Source organism: Emcibacter sp. (assembly GCF_048269205.1).
Lineage (GTDB): Bacteria > Pseudomonadota > Alphaproteobacteria > Sphingomonadales > Emcibacteraceae > Emcibacter.
This window is the reverse complement of sequence record NZ_JBLXJC010000002.1, coordinates 602,444-617,631: the sequence shown is the minus strand read 5'-3', so window position 1 is coordinate 617,631 and position 15,188 is coordinate 602,444. Positions and strand designations below refer to the sequence as shown.

Here is a 15,188-nt window from a genome sequence, read left to right as displayed (position 1 = left end):
CCCCTTTCGGCACTATATTTCGCTATTGTTTAGTCTTGGCGTTTTCGTTCGCTTTTTCCATCATTTCCGCAAAATCGGTCAGAAACACGGCTCCCTTGACCGTGCGCTGGATCAGCACGTTTCTTTTGTCCGCTTCGTCACGTACACGTTTGAGAAAGCCAAGCGCACTCAATGTGTCGATTGCCCGGGTGATGACCGGCTTCGAGACGCCAAGCTCGGCGGCCAGCCCACGGACGGTATGCGGTTGAGTTTCCAGGTAGACACGCATCAGAACAGCCATCTGCCGGGAGGTCAGATCGGGAATTTTGCTGGTCACTCCACTGGTCAGGGTTTCCATCCACAATCGCAGGCCCTGATGACCACTAAGTTCAAACTCCATGGTATCCCCTTAACTTTGTCAGGGGGGATATTGCCAAGATATTAACCAATGCGCAATAGCTTTTGCTAATTAGTTTTTGAACCTGTCTGCAAGATAGGAAAAGACGGCTCTGAGGCCCATGGCTTCCCCGCCTTTTGGTCGTCCCGGGCGGGGGGACTGGTTCCAGGCATAGGTGTCGATATGCATCCATTCGCGAGCGCCTTCAGTAAATTCCTTGAGGAAGAGGGCAGCGGTAATGGCACCGGCAAAGGGGCTGGAGCCGTTGTTGTTCAGATCGGCGATGTCGCTGTCCATGAACTTCAGATAGGGGCCGTAGAGGGGCAGGCGCCAGACCGGATCCCCCTGCCTGATGGCATGTTGTCCAAGATCGTCTGCCAGCTTCTGGCTGTCGGTGAAAAAGGGCGGAATGTCCGGCCCCAGGGCGACACGGGCCGCACCGGTCAGGGTGGCAAAATCGATCATCAGTTCCGGTTTTTCCTCGGTGGCCAGGGCCAGGGCGTCGCAGAGCACAAGCCGTCCTTCCGCGTCCGTGTTGCCCACTTCCACGGTTTTGCCCTTGTAGGTCCGGATAATGTCCCCCGGACGGAAAGCGTTGCCCGAGACATTGTTCTCTACCGCCGGGATCAACACCCTGAGCCGTACATTGAGCTTCTGCTCCATGATCAGGCGCGCGAGGCCCAACACATGGGCGGCGCCGCCCATATCCTTTTTCATGATTAGCATGGCGCTTGACGGTTTCAGGTCAAGGCCGCCGGTATCAAAACAGACGCCCTTGCCCACCAGGGTGACTTTGGGCGCCTTCTCATCGCCCCAGGAAAAGTCGATCAGGCGAGGGGCCTTCTCCGCGGCTCGCCCGACGGTATGGATGGCATTGTAGCCTTTTTCCAGAAGCTCATCGCCGACAGTGACATGGATCGAGGCGGAAAATTCCCGGGCGATTTCTGATGCCGCAGCGGCAAGCTCGTCCGGCCCCATATCGCAGGTCGGTGTGTTGACCAGGTCACGGACCAGAAAAGTTGAGCGGACAATAGAGGCGATCAGGGACCTGTCCTGTGTTTCAGGCAGATAGAGCCTTGAGGTTTTGTTGTTTTTCGCTTTGAGGTAGTTTTCGAACTGATATTGACCAAGCGCCCAGCCGAGGGAAGCGTGATAGAGGTCGTGTGGATCGGAAATATCCGCCAGATGATAGTCTCCGGGCGGCAGGGATTTCGCAAGACCGCCAAAGGCCCAGGGATCCGCCCTTTCGTCACCGTCGCCAAGACCCAGAATGACCCGGGAAATCCGGCCGTTGTCATCTGCGAAGCTCAGCCGGGAATGACGGCTGCCGTTGAAGTCGTTGGCATTCACCCAGTTTTTCTCTGCTTCAGTCAGAGAAGAAAGCCAGTCCTTGAATCCGGCCTTGCTTACCGTATGAACCGGAATACTGTTTGCGGAAAGCTGATCTGAGAAAAAGGCGGACAGGCCTTCGAGATTTAATGTGACCACGTGAAAATAACCTCTTATGATATGTGCAACAGATTCACTGTTTCTTTCCACAATTTATAAAGCAACGGGGATAAAGATGTCAGAATTTTCTTTGATAATTGGTAATAAAAATGCCTCCAGCTGGTCTATGCGCCCTTGGCTGGTCATGAAGGAAGCGGGTCTTGTTTTCCATGAAGTCTTGGTTGATTTGTTTTCAGACGTACGAGAGGCGGAGATTTTAAAGCTTAATCCTGCGGGACGGGTGCCGGCCTTGCGTCACGGTAATCAGTTGATTTGGGACAGCCTTGCGATCTGTGAATATATTGCTGAAATCGCGGCGGAAAAACATCTTTGGCCAGAGGACCGGGCCACCCGGGCTCATGCCCGTTCCATTAGTGCAGAAATGCATGCCGGGTTCCCTACTGTGCGCGGACAAATGCCGATGGCGTGTCTGCAGACATTTCCTCCGCCGAAACTGGAGGGGAGGCTAGGCTGGGAAGTGGACAGGATATGTCAAATCTGGAGGCAGTGTCTGGAAACCTACGGCGGTCCATATCTGTTCGGCCATTTTACCATCGCTGATGCTATGTACGCACCAGTGGTCTCCCGTTTTAAAACCTATCAGGTGCTTTTGGAGGCTCCACTAGAGGCTTATGCGGAAAGGATGCTGGAACATACTGCCATGAAGGACTGGTTCCAGGAGTGCATTCCGACTGATGTGGAATAAGGCTGGCTAGTTTACACCGCAGGTGAGCAACGTCACGTCAACAAAGCTGCGTCGACCCGGTGTCATGCTGAAACGATATTCCTTTTCACCCTGCACGATACTTTGATGAAGGGGCAGGACGCCGCTGGTCTCCTGGCTTTCCCCGCCTGGCAGGGTAAAGGTGATGGTGACCGGCTTGGCCGGATCGAACCAGGCTTCCGGGTTGCCTTCCTCATTCAGGGTCGGGCTGCCGCTGCCGGTGATGGTGATCAGGCCGCGCTCGAAACTGACATTGCTGTCGGTGACATTGACGATAGTGGAGATCATGAAGCGTTTCACTTCGGACTCCTCGGAACAGCTTTCTGTTGCGGTCATACCACTGATCAGGCGGGACATTCGATCAAGGCCCACACCTTCTGAGGACTTGTTACTGACCACCTGGAGAAGACCCTTTATCTCGTCATTGGGGATAAGGGTCTGCATTTGTTCCAGTTCGGCCTTGTTGCTGCCCAGATCTTTGATGAGCTGTTGGTTTTCCTTTTCCAGCTGGTCATACTTGTCCTGGGCAAAGCGGTAGTTCTGCCGGGCGATTTCCTGTCCCGTGTCATAGGAGAAATAGGCCGTTCCGCCGATCAGAGTGGCGAAAAAGATCATTTTTACGAGCATCCACATGCGTTGGGATTTGCGTTTCTGGAGTTCTTTTCTTTGGGCCAGTCCGAGTGACATGTTTTTTATCCGCGCTGTCTTTATTGCATTATGGCTAATGTGGAAAATGTAGTCCTAAGTTGCAAGCTTTTTTCACGCCAACATGTCAAAAGTGGGGCAACAAAAAAGAGGCCGCCCACAGGTGACCCCCTTAATTTGTTCTATGACCGAGACTATCGCTCGTCGAAATCGACGACAACCTTGTCGGTGATCGGATGAGCCTGGCAGGTCAGGATAAAGCCGGCTTCCAGTTCCTCTTCCTCAAGGGAATAGTTCACATCCATATTTACCTCGCCCTCGATCAGTTTGGCGCGGCAGGTACAGCACACACCGCCCTTGCAGGCAAACGGCAGGTCGGCGCCTTTCTCCAGCGCTGCATCCAGGATGTTTTCACCGACGGTTTCCAGCTCGAATTCCGTGCTGTTGCCATCGACAATGATGGTGACCTTGGCAACATGGTCGGAGAGGGTTTCCGGGACTTCCGCAACCTCTGCGGCCTCGCCTTTTTGTACAATGGGAGAGGTGAAGAGTTCGAAGTGGATATTCTTTTTTTCCACCTTGTGCTCTGCCAGAAGACCGGAAACATCATGGATCATGGATTCCGGGCCACAGATATAATATTCATCGGCGCCGCCCGGCGGAATCAGCCGGTCAAGAATTTCAGCAGCTTTTGACCGATCAATGCGCCCGTGGAACAGCTCCACTTCGGATTCTTCACGGCTGAGGATATTGATCAGGTTAAAGCGCCCCATGAAGCGGTTCTTAAGATCAACCAGTTCCTCGCGGAAAATGATTTCCTTGCGGGAGCGGTTGCCGTAGACCAGGGTGAAAATGCTCTTCGGCTCATAGGCCAGAATGGTTTTGATGATGGACATCAGGGGGGTAATGCCGCTGCCGGCGGCAAAGCCCACATAATGATGTTCCTGCTCCGGATGCAGCTCCGTATAGAAGTTGCCCATGGGGGTCATGACGTCAATCTCGTCCCCTTCTTTCAGCACCTCGTTGGCAAAGGAGGAAAACAGACCGCCCTTCACTTTCTTGACCGCAACCCTCAGCTCGTCGTCATACAGGCCGGAACAGATGGAATAGGAGCGGCGGGTGTCTTCGCCGTCGATCACGGTTTTCAGTGTCAGATACTGGCCCTGAATGTATTTGTATTCTTCCCTGAGCTTGTCGGGCACGTGAAAGGCGATGGAGACAGTGTCCTCCGTCTCCCTGCGCAGGTTCGCAATCTTGAGTTTGTGAAAAGTCGGCATATTAAGTTCCTGATAAGACGATCGGGGAACCGGGGTTCCCCAATATTTCTTGTAATTTATGGGTCTATTTTAAGCTGGTATTGTTTAGATACATTTAAAGTAATCGAACGGCTCCTGACAGTCGAGACAGCGATAGAGCGCCTTGCAGGCCGTCGACCCGAATTCGCTGATCTGTTCGGTATGATCTGATCCACAATGCGGGCAGGAAACTTCTTTCTGGCCGCCGAACAGGACCTTCTTGTTGGCGGTGCTTTTTTCCGGCGGCGCGATGCCGTAGGCCCGCAGCTTTTCCCGGCCCGTTTCCGTCATCCAGTCTGTGGTCCAGACAGGTGACAGGGAGGTTTTGATCCGGTAGCCGCTATAGCCGTGACTGTCCAGGGCGGCCTTGATATCTTCTTCCAGCATATCCATGGCCGGGCAGCCGGAATAGGTCGGCGTGATAACCACTTCCAGAGAGCCGTCATCTTCAAAATTGACTTCCCGGGCAATGCCCAGATCGACAATGGACAGGACAGGGATTTCCGGGTCCTTCACGTCTTCGAGAAGGGCCCAGACCTTTTCCGTTTCAGATGAGGGGCTGGCAACAGTCATCTTGCGGTAATCCTACCACTTACAATCGGGGTAGCGGCGCTGCATATATTGCATTTCTGACAGGATATGGCCCATATATTCGCTGTGCTGCCCCTGTTTGCCGCCGGACTGCATCCAGTTGCTTTCCGGGCGTTTCAGGGTTGCTTCCGCCAGAAGTTCATCGACGGCCTTGTCCCAGTCGGACTTCAACGCAGTGACGTCCACGGCGATACCCTTGTCGGCCATTTGCTTTTCGAAGTCGCTCATGGTGAACATTTCACCGGTGAACATCCAGACATCGTCGACGGCTTTCTGGGCGCGTTCGTGGCTTTCCTCGGTGCCGTCGCCAAGGCGGATCAGCCATTCGCCGCTGAAACGCATATGGTACTTCACTTCTTTCAGGGATTTCTCGCCAATGGCGGACAGGGTCTCGTCCTTGCTCTGCATCAGTTTTTCATAAAACAGTTTGGCGAAGGTGCTGAAGAAGAACAGCTTGGCCATGCTGTAGCCCCAGTCGTTGTTGGGCATTTCGGTCAGCAGCAGGTTGCGATAGTCCATCTCGTCGCGGAGATAGGCGATATCGTCCTCGGTCTTGCCGGTCATTTCGCCGGCATAGGTGAACAGTTCCCGGGCCTGGCCGATATAGTCCAGGGCGCAGTTGGACATGGCCACATCAAGCTCCAGGGACGGGGCAAGATAGCACCATTCCGACAGGCGATGGCCCATGATCAGGGCGTGATCCCCCAGAAGGGTGGCGTATTCCGCAACGGCTTTACGATCTTTATCAGTCATTTGTCACTCCTTAGGTCTTTGGGTTTCCCGCGGGGGGATTACATTTTGCCCACTTCCTTGGGGATGTCATAGAAGGTCGGGTGACGATAGATTTTGCTGTCGGCCGGCTCATAGAGGCTGTCCTTGTCTTCCGGCTTGGAAGCCGTAATGGCGTTGGATGGCACGACCCAGATGCTCACGCCTTCACCGCGGCGGGTGTATACGTCCCGGGCCGCCTCGATGGCCATTTCAGGATCGCTGGCGTGGATGCTGCCGGCATGTTTGTGATCAAGGCCCGCTTTGCTGCGGATGAAAACTTCATACAGGGGCCAATCCTTGTTGTGTGAATTGGGTTTGTCGCTCATTTGGATGTCCTTTTATATCTTCTTTCGATCGATATCAGTGATCGGAATTTCTATCGAGCCTCAGGCGGCAGCTTCTTTTTTGGCTTTTTGCTTTTCGGCATAGGCAATGGCAGCTTCGCGGACCCATTCGCCGTCTTCATGAGACTTGATGTGAGTTTCCAGACGCTGCTTGTTGCAGATGCCGTTACCCTGAATGACATTGTGGAATTCTTCCCAGTCGATCTCTCCGTGATCATAGTGACCGGTTTCTTCGTTCCATTTCAGATCCGGATCAGGCAGGGTGATGCCAAGGAACTCGGCCTGGGGCACGGTGGCATCAATAAATTCCTGACGCAGAGCATCATTGGTTTTCCGCTTGATTTTCCATTTCATGGACTGGGCGGTATGCGCGCTGTCCTTGTCGCTGGGGCCGAACATCATCAGTGACGGCCACCAGAAACGGTTCACGGATTCCTGAACCATGGCTTTCTGTTCATCCGTGCCGCGGGCAAGGGAGAGAAGCAGTTCATATCCCTGGCGCTGATGGAAGCTTTCTTCTTTACAGATCCGGATCATGGCCCGGCTATAGGGTCCGTAAGAGCCTTTGGCGAGGGAAACCTGGTTGGTGATCGCGGCGCCGTCAACCAGCCAGCCGATGGTGCCGATGTCAGCCCAGGTCAGCGCCGGATAGTTAAAGATGGAGGAATATTTGGCCTTGCCGGCATGTAGCTGCTCGACCATTTCCGCACGGGAGGTGCCAAGGGTTTCAGCGGCACTGTAGATATAGAGGCCATGACCGCCTTCATCCTGGATTTTGGCCAGCAGAATGGCTTTGCGGCGCAGGGACGGTGCGCGGGTGAGCCAGTTCCCTTCCGGCTGCATGCCGATCACTTCGGAATGGGCATGCTGCGACATCTGGCGCACCAGGGTCTTGCGGTATGCGGCAGGCATCCAGTCCTGCGGTTCAATCTTGATGTCATTGTCGACTTTTTCCTGGAAAATCTCTTCCAGGCGGGCTTGTTCCTCACTTGTGGGTTCAGCCAGTTTGATTGCTTTCTGAATGGATGTATCGCCGTACATGAGACCCCTTTCAATATGATTTCTATTGTTCAGTTCCGGGTTTAATATGTTACAAAAAAACAAATAAATCAATAAAAAATGTATCACATTTACATACGATTGATTCTAAAGGAAAAAAAATCCCTAGAGTCCGCCGAAGCGTTGGTAGAATATGGCGGATGGAGCCGGTAGAGGGCCGTCTGCGGTCTCCAGATTCTTGCTGAAATAGCGTTCCGAGCCATCCAGCAGCAGCAGATAGATATTGCGGCAGAGCTGATGAGCCGAGGTGCCTTCCCACTGGGCGGGCAAAAGGCCGGTGGGCAGCAGGGGATCTCTGAGAAGAATCTTCCGGTAATCGTGAATCATAAGGATTCGCAGCAGAGCGCCGTCCTCGTCCGATGCAAGGGCTGATTCTTTCAGGGATTTGTATACCGGCCGGTAGCGGCTCAGGAATTCATGATAATGTTGTCCCAGGTCTGCGAGATCCCAGCATTCATGGACCAGTTTGTCCAGCGCCTTGCCGCTGGTCAGGCTGTGCCGGGCCTTGTTCAGGATAATGGCCTCGTCCTCGACTTCATTGAGTTCCAGAGTTTGTTTCAGGGCTTCCATATCCGGATTGGGGTGGGCGAGAAGGCCGGCGGCAAGGTTACCGAAGCCGAGCCAGCCCAGTTCCCGCCGCAGCGTGTCTTTTTTCTGACGGAGGTGGTTCGGCAGAAAAACAAGGCACCATGTTCCGTCCCAGTCCGTCTGCGGGCCCGCATAAATACGCGGCGTCGCATTCTGAAATCTTTTTCGTCCGCTTGCTGTCAGACTGTAGTAGCTTTTCCGCCCGACCTGGTTTGGCGCCAGCCAGTTATCCTTGCTGAGCCGGGAAATGGTGGTTCTGACCAGCCGCCCGTTCAGGCCGAGAGGTTCCAGGAGATTGATAAGGCTGCCCAGCCAGACGGTGCCGCCACGGGGCGCAATGGCGTCTCCGTAAACAGTCATAATAAGGGATCCGGCGCGTATTGGCTGTCTCTGCTGAAATTCCCTGATCAGTTTTTTTAATTGCGACGCTGAGGACATCTACATATTCTTGTTGTTAATTTTGTTACTCATTACAGCATGTATTTTCAGTATGTCTATCATTTCAGTCAGGAATTCACAATGACAGAGAAAGATGTCCGTGATCGCGAAAGCCCGTTGTCCTTCGCGCGACAGGTGGCGGATGCCATGTATAAGAAGGATGTTGCGGCACAAAATATGGGAATTAAACTCACCAAAGTGCGTCCGGGCTATGCTGTCATGACCATGTTGGTGACGGAGCAAATGCTGAATGGCCATGCCATTTGTCACGGCGGATATATCTTTGCCCTGGCCGACACCGCATTTGCCTTTGCCTGCAACACGGCAAACATCACCACAGTGACCCTGACCAACAATATCACCTTTCTTACCCCGGCGGGGGAGGGCGATCTGCTGACCGCCGTGGCGGAAGTACAGAATCAGGCCGGGCGCACCGGATTGTGCGATGTGGTGATCACCAATCAGGAAGGGACCCGGATCGCCATGGTTCGCGGCAACAGTTACCGGCTGCGCAGCAAGATTGTCGAGGATATGCCCAGCGCCGATCTCTAGCGGTTCGCCTGAAATATCATCCTATTTACTAGTAATCCCAGGACCAGCGAATAGACAGGCTGTTATCCTGGTCCAGGGTGTGCCTGGTCACCAGGGACAGGCTTTTGGTCAGGTCCACCTCCACGGACTGGGCAGTGGCACCGGATGTGCTGGACGTGGTGATTTCCACATAGATTTTATCGGTCAGATATTTACCGCCGGAGATAAGCGTCCCATGCTGGCCGTTTGCGTCCGAGGCAATGGAAAAGCGGTCAATGCCGATACTTCCACGCATTTTGTCCAGCATGCCCGGCCCGCCGCTGCCGGAAAGGGCCTGGATGGAGCTTGCTAGCTGCAGGGCCTGCCAGGGAGTGAGTTCAGTAACCGAAGACCCGAACAGTATCCTGGCCATTATTTCGTCCTGGGGAAGTTCCGGTGAAGACGTTATCGTCAGCGCCGGCTGGGCCGCGGTGCCGCCAATTTTGATAAAGGCGGTCAGATTCACCATATCCAGCTGGGCCACGATATTCAGGGAGGGATCATTGCTCTGATTGCCGGGGAACCTTATTTCTCCGTGCGTCAGGTTAAAACGCTTGCCGGAAAAGCTGAAGGTTCCCTTAATCAGGGAAATGCTGCCGTTGATGATAACTTCGTCAGAGGAACCGGTAATGTCCAGATCGCCGGCCCATTCGGAATCCAGGCCTCGGCCCCGGACAAACACCCGCTTGGGTGCCTTCAGGGCAAGATCAAGGTAGAGCGGGCCAATATGCCGTTTCTTCAGATCTTCGTCCTCAATCACCGGTCGGCCATTGTTGATTTCCACCACATCGGTTTCGATCAGATTACCCGGGCCCTGATCTACCAGATTGATATTGGCGCTATTCACCTCCGCCTCTCCGTCGAGGGTCAGGCGTTCCTCGTCTTTTTTCAGAGACAGCTCAGTCGAGGCGGTGATTTCCAGACTGGGTTGACGATAGAGATGGGCCCTGTCCGCCCGCAGGTTAATATCGGCCTGATAGGACAAATCAGGGAAAACCTGAATCCAACCGTCTGCGCCCAGAGTACCGCTGCCGCCGTCAGTTGCGGTAAATTTTCGCAATGTCAATCTGTTGTCACTTACTTCAGCGTCCAACTCCATATTGTCGGCGACAAATCCGCTCTGGATATTTTCATAGCGGCCGTTATCGAATCCGATCTTGCCACTGAAATGTGGCTCGTTGAGTGATCCGGTTACGGCAATCCGGCCACTGGCGGCCCCGGAAAGATCATGGTTGAACAGGTTCAGCATTGGCCATAGTGGTTCCACCCGGCCGTCCCAGTCAAGATCGGCTGAAAGGGGAGATTGAGTGTCAATGCTGTAGTCTCCGCCGCCGAAATTATAGTCAACAGGCAGTGTTGCCGACAGCCCCGCCAACTTTGTCGCGGCAAGGTCTACCCGGCCTGTCAGTGATATCTGCTGTTCTGACAGGATTGCATTAATACCGATTTTCAGATCCGGATCGATGGCATAAAGCTGCTGCGGCGTATCAAGGCCGGTCAGGGTCAGTAGAGCGGTTCCCTTGAGAGCCTTGCTGCTGGCGGACAGATCAATCCGGCCGTCCGCTGTGCCTGTGAACGGCAGTTCCGGGATAAACTGATTGAGCAAGCGCAAATCCGCCTGATCTGCCTTCACGTGGGCCTTGATATCTTCCGGGGTGCGGGAGAAACTGACCCCGAGTGTGCCATCGCCCAGAGACAATTTTGCCGGACTGAGGCTTAGACTGTCCCCTGTCTTTTCGAAATGCAGGGGGGCGGGGGTGTTGAACCCGATGTTGTTGGCCTGCCCGTCAAGGGAAAGTTCCAGCTCAAGACTTTTCCCTGATCCTGTTTCGACATGGCCCCGGGCGGACAGCTCGAGGGGATAGAGTTCTGTACCACCGGCATCTATCCTGAATGCGGTTTTGCGGTCATCATGATCCAGATTTATCTTCAGCTCCGAGAGTTCGATTCTGGGCAGGGACAGGTCTTTGGCACTGGCGGAAAGATCAAGCGCCGGCAAGTCGTCATCAGTCAGCAACTGGCCCGACCAGTCGGTTTGACGGAGGGTAAGTATGTCTCCGCCCGGCAGGGTGATGCGGAGGTCCCTTGCCGTGCCCGATGAAGAATATTGCTGCTGTCCGTTCCGGTCTTCCAGAGACAGGGCAGCTTCCAGCGTTCCCTCGAAAAGGTCCGAGACCGACGCGGCGCGCTCTTTTTCGGGCAGGGTCTGTAGGCTGATTTCCCCGTTCAATGCCTTGCCGGACGGAATGGAGAGGTCTCCTGTCGCCATGAGGGGGCCGGCCAGGGCGGAAATTTCCGAAAGCCGGAAAATATCTTTTTCCGGCTGTGCCACCGTGAAGGAGAGGTCAAGCGGGCCGTAGCCGGAGCTGCCGGTCAGTGTGACCATGCCCTGAAGGCTGTTTACGATATTCCTGAGATTGGCAGAAAGGGCGAGATCGGTGAGAGTGATGCCCTGAATGTCCAGGTTTTTCAGACTTGTCTCTGCGGTCATGTCGGGGGAAGCCAGAGGGCCTGACAGAACACCGGAAATGTCAAGCTTTCCGGCCAGGCTGAGACCTCCCGCCTTCTCCATTGTATTCAGGTCGATGAGGGACAGGGTATAACTGCTGTCCTGCAGCAGCATGTTTTTATCAGCGGTCAGATCGGCCGACAGGCTGACGTGTGAACCGGCAATTTCCGCCGTTACCGACAGGCTGTCGTCCGGGCGTAATGTTCCGCTAACTCTGGCGGTTGGCGCCGGACCGGTCAGGTTGTCCAGCAGGGGGCTGCCATAGGAAATATCCTGGCTGCTGGCGTTAATGTCCAGCAGCAGCGGCTCACCGCCATTCTCCCGTTTGGCGGACAGGTCAAGGGCCATTGTGCCGGACAAGGCCTCGCCGAGAGGAGCAAGGCTGCTGCGCAGTCGTCCGGCCAGATCGAGGCTATCGCCGCCGAGGCCGACTGAACCGCTCAAGGTTAGTTGTGAGGGCTCGTTTTTCAGCTCCAGGCTGTCCAGCACGGCAAGGTTACCGGCCAGGTCGAGCTGTCCGTCCCCCCGCCAGTAAACGGGCAGGGGAAGATAGACTGGCGGCTGGTCAGCACTGCCAAGGGCAAATTCTGTAACTGTGCCCGCAGTTGTATAGCGCAGGGCGGAATCGGTTCTGTTTGCGGACAGGGTGCCTGTCACCCGGAGACGGGTTCCGTCGTTTGTCTGCACGGCCAGGCTGTCGCTTTTCAGGGTAAAGGCAGGCTCACTGAGCGTACCGCTGATGACACCCTGAACAGTGAAAGGACTGAACTTGACATTGCCAAAGGCGGTTTCATGTTTCAGCCTGCCGGAATAACGGATATTATCGAGCAGGGTAATATCTTTGGTGTTCAGCCGCCCTTCCGCCCTGATGGCTGCCGTTGCAGTTTCCATCTCCACAGTCAGATATTTGTGATATTCCTCTGCGTCCGGCTTAAGAAGTACAGACAGCCCGATATTGCCCCCCAACATCTCCACATCCTTCAGATTCTTCTGCAGACCCGGATCAATATCGGCGGCGATGGAAAAAACATGATTTCTGTTGGTAATAGACGCTTCGCCAAGCAGGACCTCTCCCTGCAAGACGGCAAATTTGCCGGCCCAGTTGCTCCGGGGACCTTCGCCTTGAAGCTGAAGGGAGAAATCTTGATCAAGAGTGGTTCCCGTCAGTGCGGCAATCAGGCCACGCGGGGGGATATAAAGCTTTCCGTCAAGAGCAAGATAGTCATCCACTTTGTCAAATATCAGGTCCAGGGCCAGTTCTTCGCGGATATCTCCCCGCCGCTGCAGAAAAAAACCGAGCGTAATGCGCCGGTCTTCCTCTTCGACAAGCTGACCATGACTGGTCAATTGCATGGGCCGGCCGGCGACGGCACGGCGGAGATTTATTTCAGCCAGGTCGAATTCGCCAATCCGCAGATCAAAAGGCAGTTCCGGCACAGCCAGAGGTGAAGAGGAGGGGACTTGCATGTCAGCGGCTTCGTTCCGGCTGGCGGGTCGTCGGCGGACGTTTAATCTTTTGGCATGCAGGCTTTCGATATCAAGGGTTCCGCCGACCAGTTTCCAGGGCGACCAGATCACCTCTGTGGCATGAAGTTCGGCCCAGACTCCCTCTGTATCCTTGAAACGGACTCGGTCAATCCGGAACTTGCCGAACAGGGTGCCTGTGACGGTACCAATTTCGATGCCGGAGGTGTCATCGCCCAGTTCCCCGTTCAGCCAGCTCGTAAGCTGTCGTTTGCCGTAAGGTGTGTCCAGTATCAGGAGGCCGGTCCCTGCTACTGCAAGCAGGACGGCGAGGACCAGGGCGCTCCAGACCGCCAGTCTGACGGCAGTTCGCGAGGAGAAATATTTCGCACTATCAGGCGTCATCAGAAGGCCTGTCCCAGGCTGACGTACAGATGAAACCGGCTTTCCCCGGGCAACCGGTTCAACGGCGTGGCGGCATCAATCCGAAGGGGGCCGAAGCTGGTATGATAACGCACACCCAGGCCCGTTCCCCAACGGAAACCTTTGAAACCAGGCAGCTCGCTCTCATAGACATTACCGCCATCGATGAAGGGAACAAGGCTCAGGGTTTTGCTGATGTGGACCCGCACTTCCCCGTTGATTTCGGCGACAGAGCGGCCACCAATGGGATCGCCGGAGGGATCCCTGGGACCGATGTCCTGATAGCCGTATCCCCGGACAGAACCGCCGCCACCGCTGAAAAATCTTTCCTTGGTGGGCAATTCGTCAAAGCTGATGCCATAGACTGATCCGGCCCTGACCCGTGCGGCCAGTACGAAATCACGGTCGCCGTCCAGCGGGTAATAGCCGCTCAGGTTTACTTCGCTACGCAGATAAAACTCTTTGGACCCGTTGAAGATAAATGTTGGTGCCGAGGTCAGTGAAACCCTGAAACCGCTTGTCGGATCAAGAATATCATTCGAGTTATCCCAGCGTATCCCGGCGGGTAATGCTGCCAGCCAGTATTTTTTGTCGTTGTCGGAGTTGGTGATGTCGGCATACTGGGTAAATACAGAGAGGTTTGCAGCAATATTTTTTGTCAGCAGACGTTCCAGTCCGACCCGGGCATCCGCGGTCAGGGCGTCATAGGCGTCGGTGTTTTCGTTTCTGGCGCTGGTTTCCAGGAACAGTGTCTGGTCGAGCCTCTTGAAATTTGGCTTGTCCAGTCTGGCTGTCAGGGACTGCTCTATTTCCGCCAGATGGGCACCGATCAGCAGTCTTTCCCCGTTGCCGAAAATGTTGCGGTGCTGCCAGGAGGCGTCACTGCTGAGACCGTCGCTGGTGGCATAGCCAGCGGAAAGTCCGATGGTCCGGTGCTTGTTTTCCACCAGCCTGACCAGGATATCCCTTTCCTCGCTTTCCTGCTCGGCAAGAGTGACCTGAATACTTCTGAACAGACCAGTGCCGGACAGGCGGGATCTCAGGGCATCAACCTTCTTCTGGGCATAAACAGTGCCTTTCTGCCAGGTCACCATGCGTTCAAGATAGGCTCTGTTGACTGATGACAGTCCTTCAAAACGGGCTGCGCCAAAGCGGGTGTGTGGACCTGTCGCGACAATGAACTCTACCGAAGCGGTTTGGGTGGCGTGATCCACAATGATATTCCGGTCTTCTACCCGGGCCAGCGGATATCCCATTTCCGGAAAGGCGACAATCATTCTTGTCTGGGCGGCCAGGGTTTCTTCGGAGCGCAGGGGGGTGCCTTCTTTCAGGCTCAGTGCTGCCGTGGCTTTCTGCTGAATTTCCATGTCCGGGGCTTCCGGGTATGTAATCCGTATTTTATCCAGAAGATATCGCGGTCCCGGAGCCAGGGATATGGAGACAGCAAATTTGTTTTCCCGGCGGGAAAGTTTTTCGGTGATCTTGCTGTTGTAATAGCCTTCTGCCCGCAAAATGCGTTCCAGAAGATCCACATCCTGCCTCAGCCGGGATCTCAGGTTGGACACGGATACAAAGTTCTCGGACTTCCGGTTTGACAGTACGGAGTGCTCCTCGAAGCTGCGTCGAACGGTTTCGTCCGGCAATTTCTCGAATCCATGTAACTTCAGGTCATAGGAAAAATCACCCGCCGCCAGGGCAGGGCTGGTGAAGCAGGTAAGCAGAAGAACTAGTATCGCATATGACTTTGGACTCAAAAGAGTCCGGGAGCGATCGAATATTCCGGTTCCAGTTGTTTTTGCCTGCAAAGAACTGACTTCCTGATTAACCTGACTAATAATTATGTTCTACGCAATGTAGGTGTGAATCTTGTTCGAAATATATCCATTATCTACAATTCGGACCA

The 15,188-nt window shown here is 54.6% G+C and carries 13 protein-coding genes; 2 read left to right on the top strand and 11 right to left on the bottom strand.

Going from position 1 to position 15,188, the window contains the following annotated elements; genetic code table 11:
* Positions 1–22 precede the first annotated feature (22 nt).
* Entirely contained in the window at positions 23–379 is a 357-nt protein-coding gene (locus ACN0YD_RS11725; protein WP_417319974.1) for a MarR family winged helix-turn-helix transcriptional regulator, read from the bottom strand.
* Positions 380–448: 69 nt separating this feature from the next.
* Positions 449–1,864: a leucyl aminopeptidase family protein gene (locus ACN0YD_RS11720; RefSeq protein WP_417319973.1), complete on the bottom strand. Its 1,416-nt coding sequence runs from the start codon at positions 1,862–1,864 to the stop codon at positions 449–451.
* Positions 1,865–1,940: 76 nt separating this feature from the next.
* On the opposite strand from ACN0YD_RS11720, the gene ACN0YD_RS11715 reads away from it, so the two are divergent.
* Positions 1,941–2,570: a glutathione S-transferase family protein gene (locus ACN0YD_RS11715; RefSeq protein WP_417319971.1), complete on the top strand. Its 630-nt coding sequence runs from the start codon at positions 1,941–1,943 to the stop codon at positions 2,568–2,570.
* 6 nt (positions 2,571–2,576) lie between these two features.
* Here the strand turns inward: ACN0YD_RS11715 and ACN0YD_RS11710 are convergent, their stop codons facing one another.
* The 7 genes from ACN0YD_RS11710 to paaX all read right to left on the bottom strand — a co-directional run bounded on the left by ACN0YD_RS11710 (position 2,577) and on the right by paaX (position 8,319).
* A complete protein-coding gene (locus ACN0YD_RS11710; protein WP_417319969.1) occupies positions 2,577–3,275 on the bottom strand; it encodes a hypothetical protein in 699 nt (232 codons plus the stop codon).
* Positions 3,276–3,427: 152 nt separating this feature from the next.
* Positions 3,428–4,510, bottom strand: coding sequence for a 1,2-phenylacetyl-CoA epoxidase subunit PaaE (gene paaE, locus ACN0YD_RS11705; RefSeq protein ID WP_417319967.1), 1,083 nt, complete (start codon positions 4,508–4,510; stop codon positions 3,428–3,430).
* A gap of 84 nt (positions 4,511–4,594) precedes the next feature.
* Positions 4,595–5,101, bottom strand: a complete 507-nt coding sequence (paaD, locus tag ACN0YD_RS11700) for a 1,2-phenylacetyl-CoA epoxidase subunit PaaD (protein ID WP_417319965.1) — start codon at positions 5,099–5,101, stop codon at positions 4,595–4,597.
* Positions 5,102–5,113: 12 nt separating this feature from the next.
* Entirely contained in the window at positions 5,114–5,872 is a 759-nt protein-coding gene (gene paaC, locus ACN0YD_RS11695) for a 1,2-phenylacetyl-CoA epoxidase subunit PaaC (RefSeq protein ID WP_417319963.1), read from the bottom strand.
* Between the two features lie 38 nt (positions 5,873–5,910).
* The gene (gene paaB, locus ACN0YD_RS11690) at positions 5,911–6,216 is read right to left on the bottom strand and encodes a 1,2-phenylacetyl-CoA epoxidase subunit PaaB (RefSeq protein WP_417319961.1); all 306 of its coding nucleotides are present in this window, start codon (positions 6,214–6,216) and stop codon (positions 5,911–5,913) included.
* Positions 6,217–6,276: 60 nt separating this feature from the next.
* Entirely contained in the window at positions 6,277–7,275 is a 999-nt protein-coding gene (gene paaA / locus ACN0YD_RS11685) for a 1,2-phenylacetyl-CoA epoxidase subunit PaaA (RefSeq protein ID WP_417319959.1), read from the bottom strand.
* A 123-nt stretch (positions 7,276–7,398) separates the two neighbouring features.
* The gene (gene paaX, locus ACN0YD_RS11680) at positions 7,399–8,319 is read right to left on the bottom strand and encodes a phenylacetic acid degradation operon negative regulatory protein PaaX (RefSeq protein ID WP_417319957.1); all 921 of its coding nucleotides are present in this window, start codon (positions 8,317–8,319) and stop codon (positions 7,399–7,401) included.
* A gap of 81 nt (positions 8,320–8,400) precedes the next feature.
* Here paaX and paaI point away from each other — a divergent pair, with 81 nt between their 5' ends.
* On the top strand, positions 8,401–8,871 hold the full coding sequence (gene paaI / locus ACN0YD_RS11675) for a hydroxyphenylacetyl-CoA thioesterase PaaI (RefSeq protein ID WP_417319955.1): 471 nt from the start codon (positions 8,401–8,403) through the stop codon (positions 8,869–8,871).
* Between the two features lie 28 nt (positions 8,872–8,899).
* On the opposite strand, the gene ACN0YD_RS11670 is transcribed toward paaI, so the two are convergent.
* Both ACN0YD_RS11670 and ACN0YD_RS11665 read right to left on the bottom strand, forming a co-directional pair.
* Complete coding sequence (locus tag ACN0YD_RS11670) at positions 8,900–13,267, bottom strand: translocation/assembly module TamB domain-containing protein (RefSeq protein ID WP_417319953.1); 4,368 nt, start codon at positions 13,265–13,267, stop codon at positions 8,900–8,902.
* Positions 13,267–15,039 (bottom strand): autotransporter assembly complex protein TamA, encoded by a 1,773-nt coding sequence (locus tag ACN0YD_RS11665; protein ID WP_417319951.1) that lies wholly within the window; start codon positions 15,037–15,039, stop codon positions 13,267–13,269. Before ACN0YD_RS11665 ends, ACN0YD_RS11670 begins: the two co-directional genes overlap by 1 nt.
* Positions 15,040–15,188: the final 149 nt, after the last annotated feature.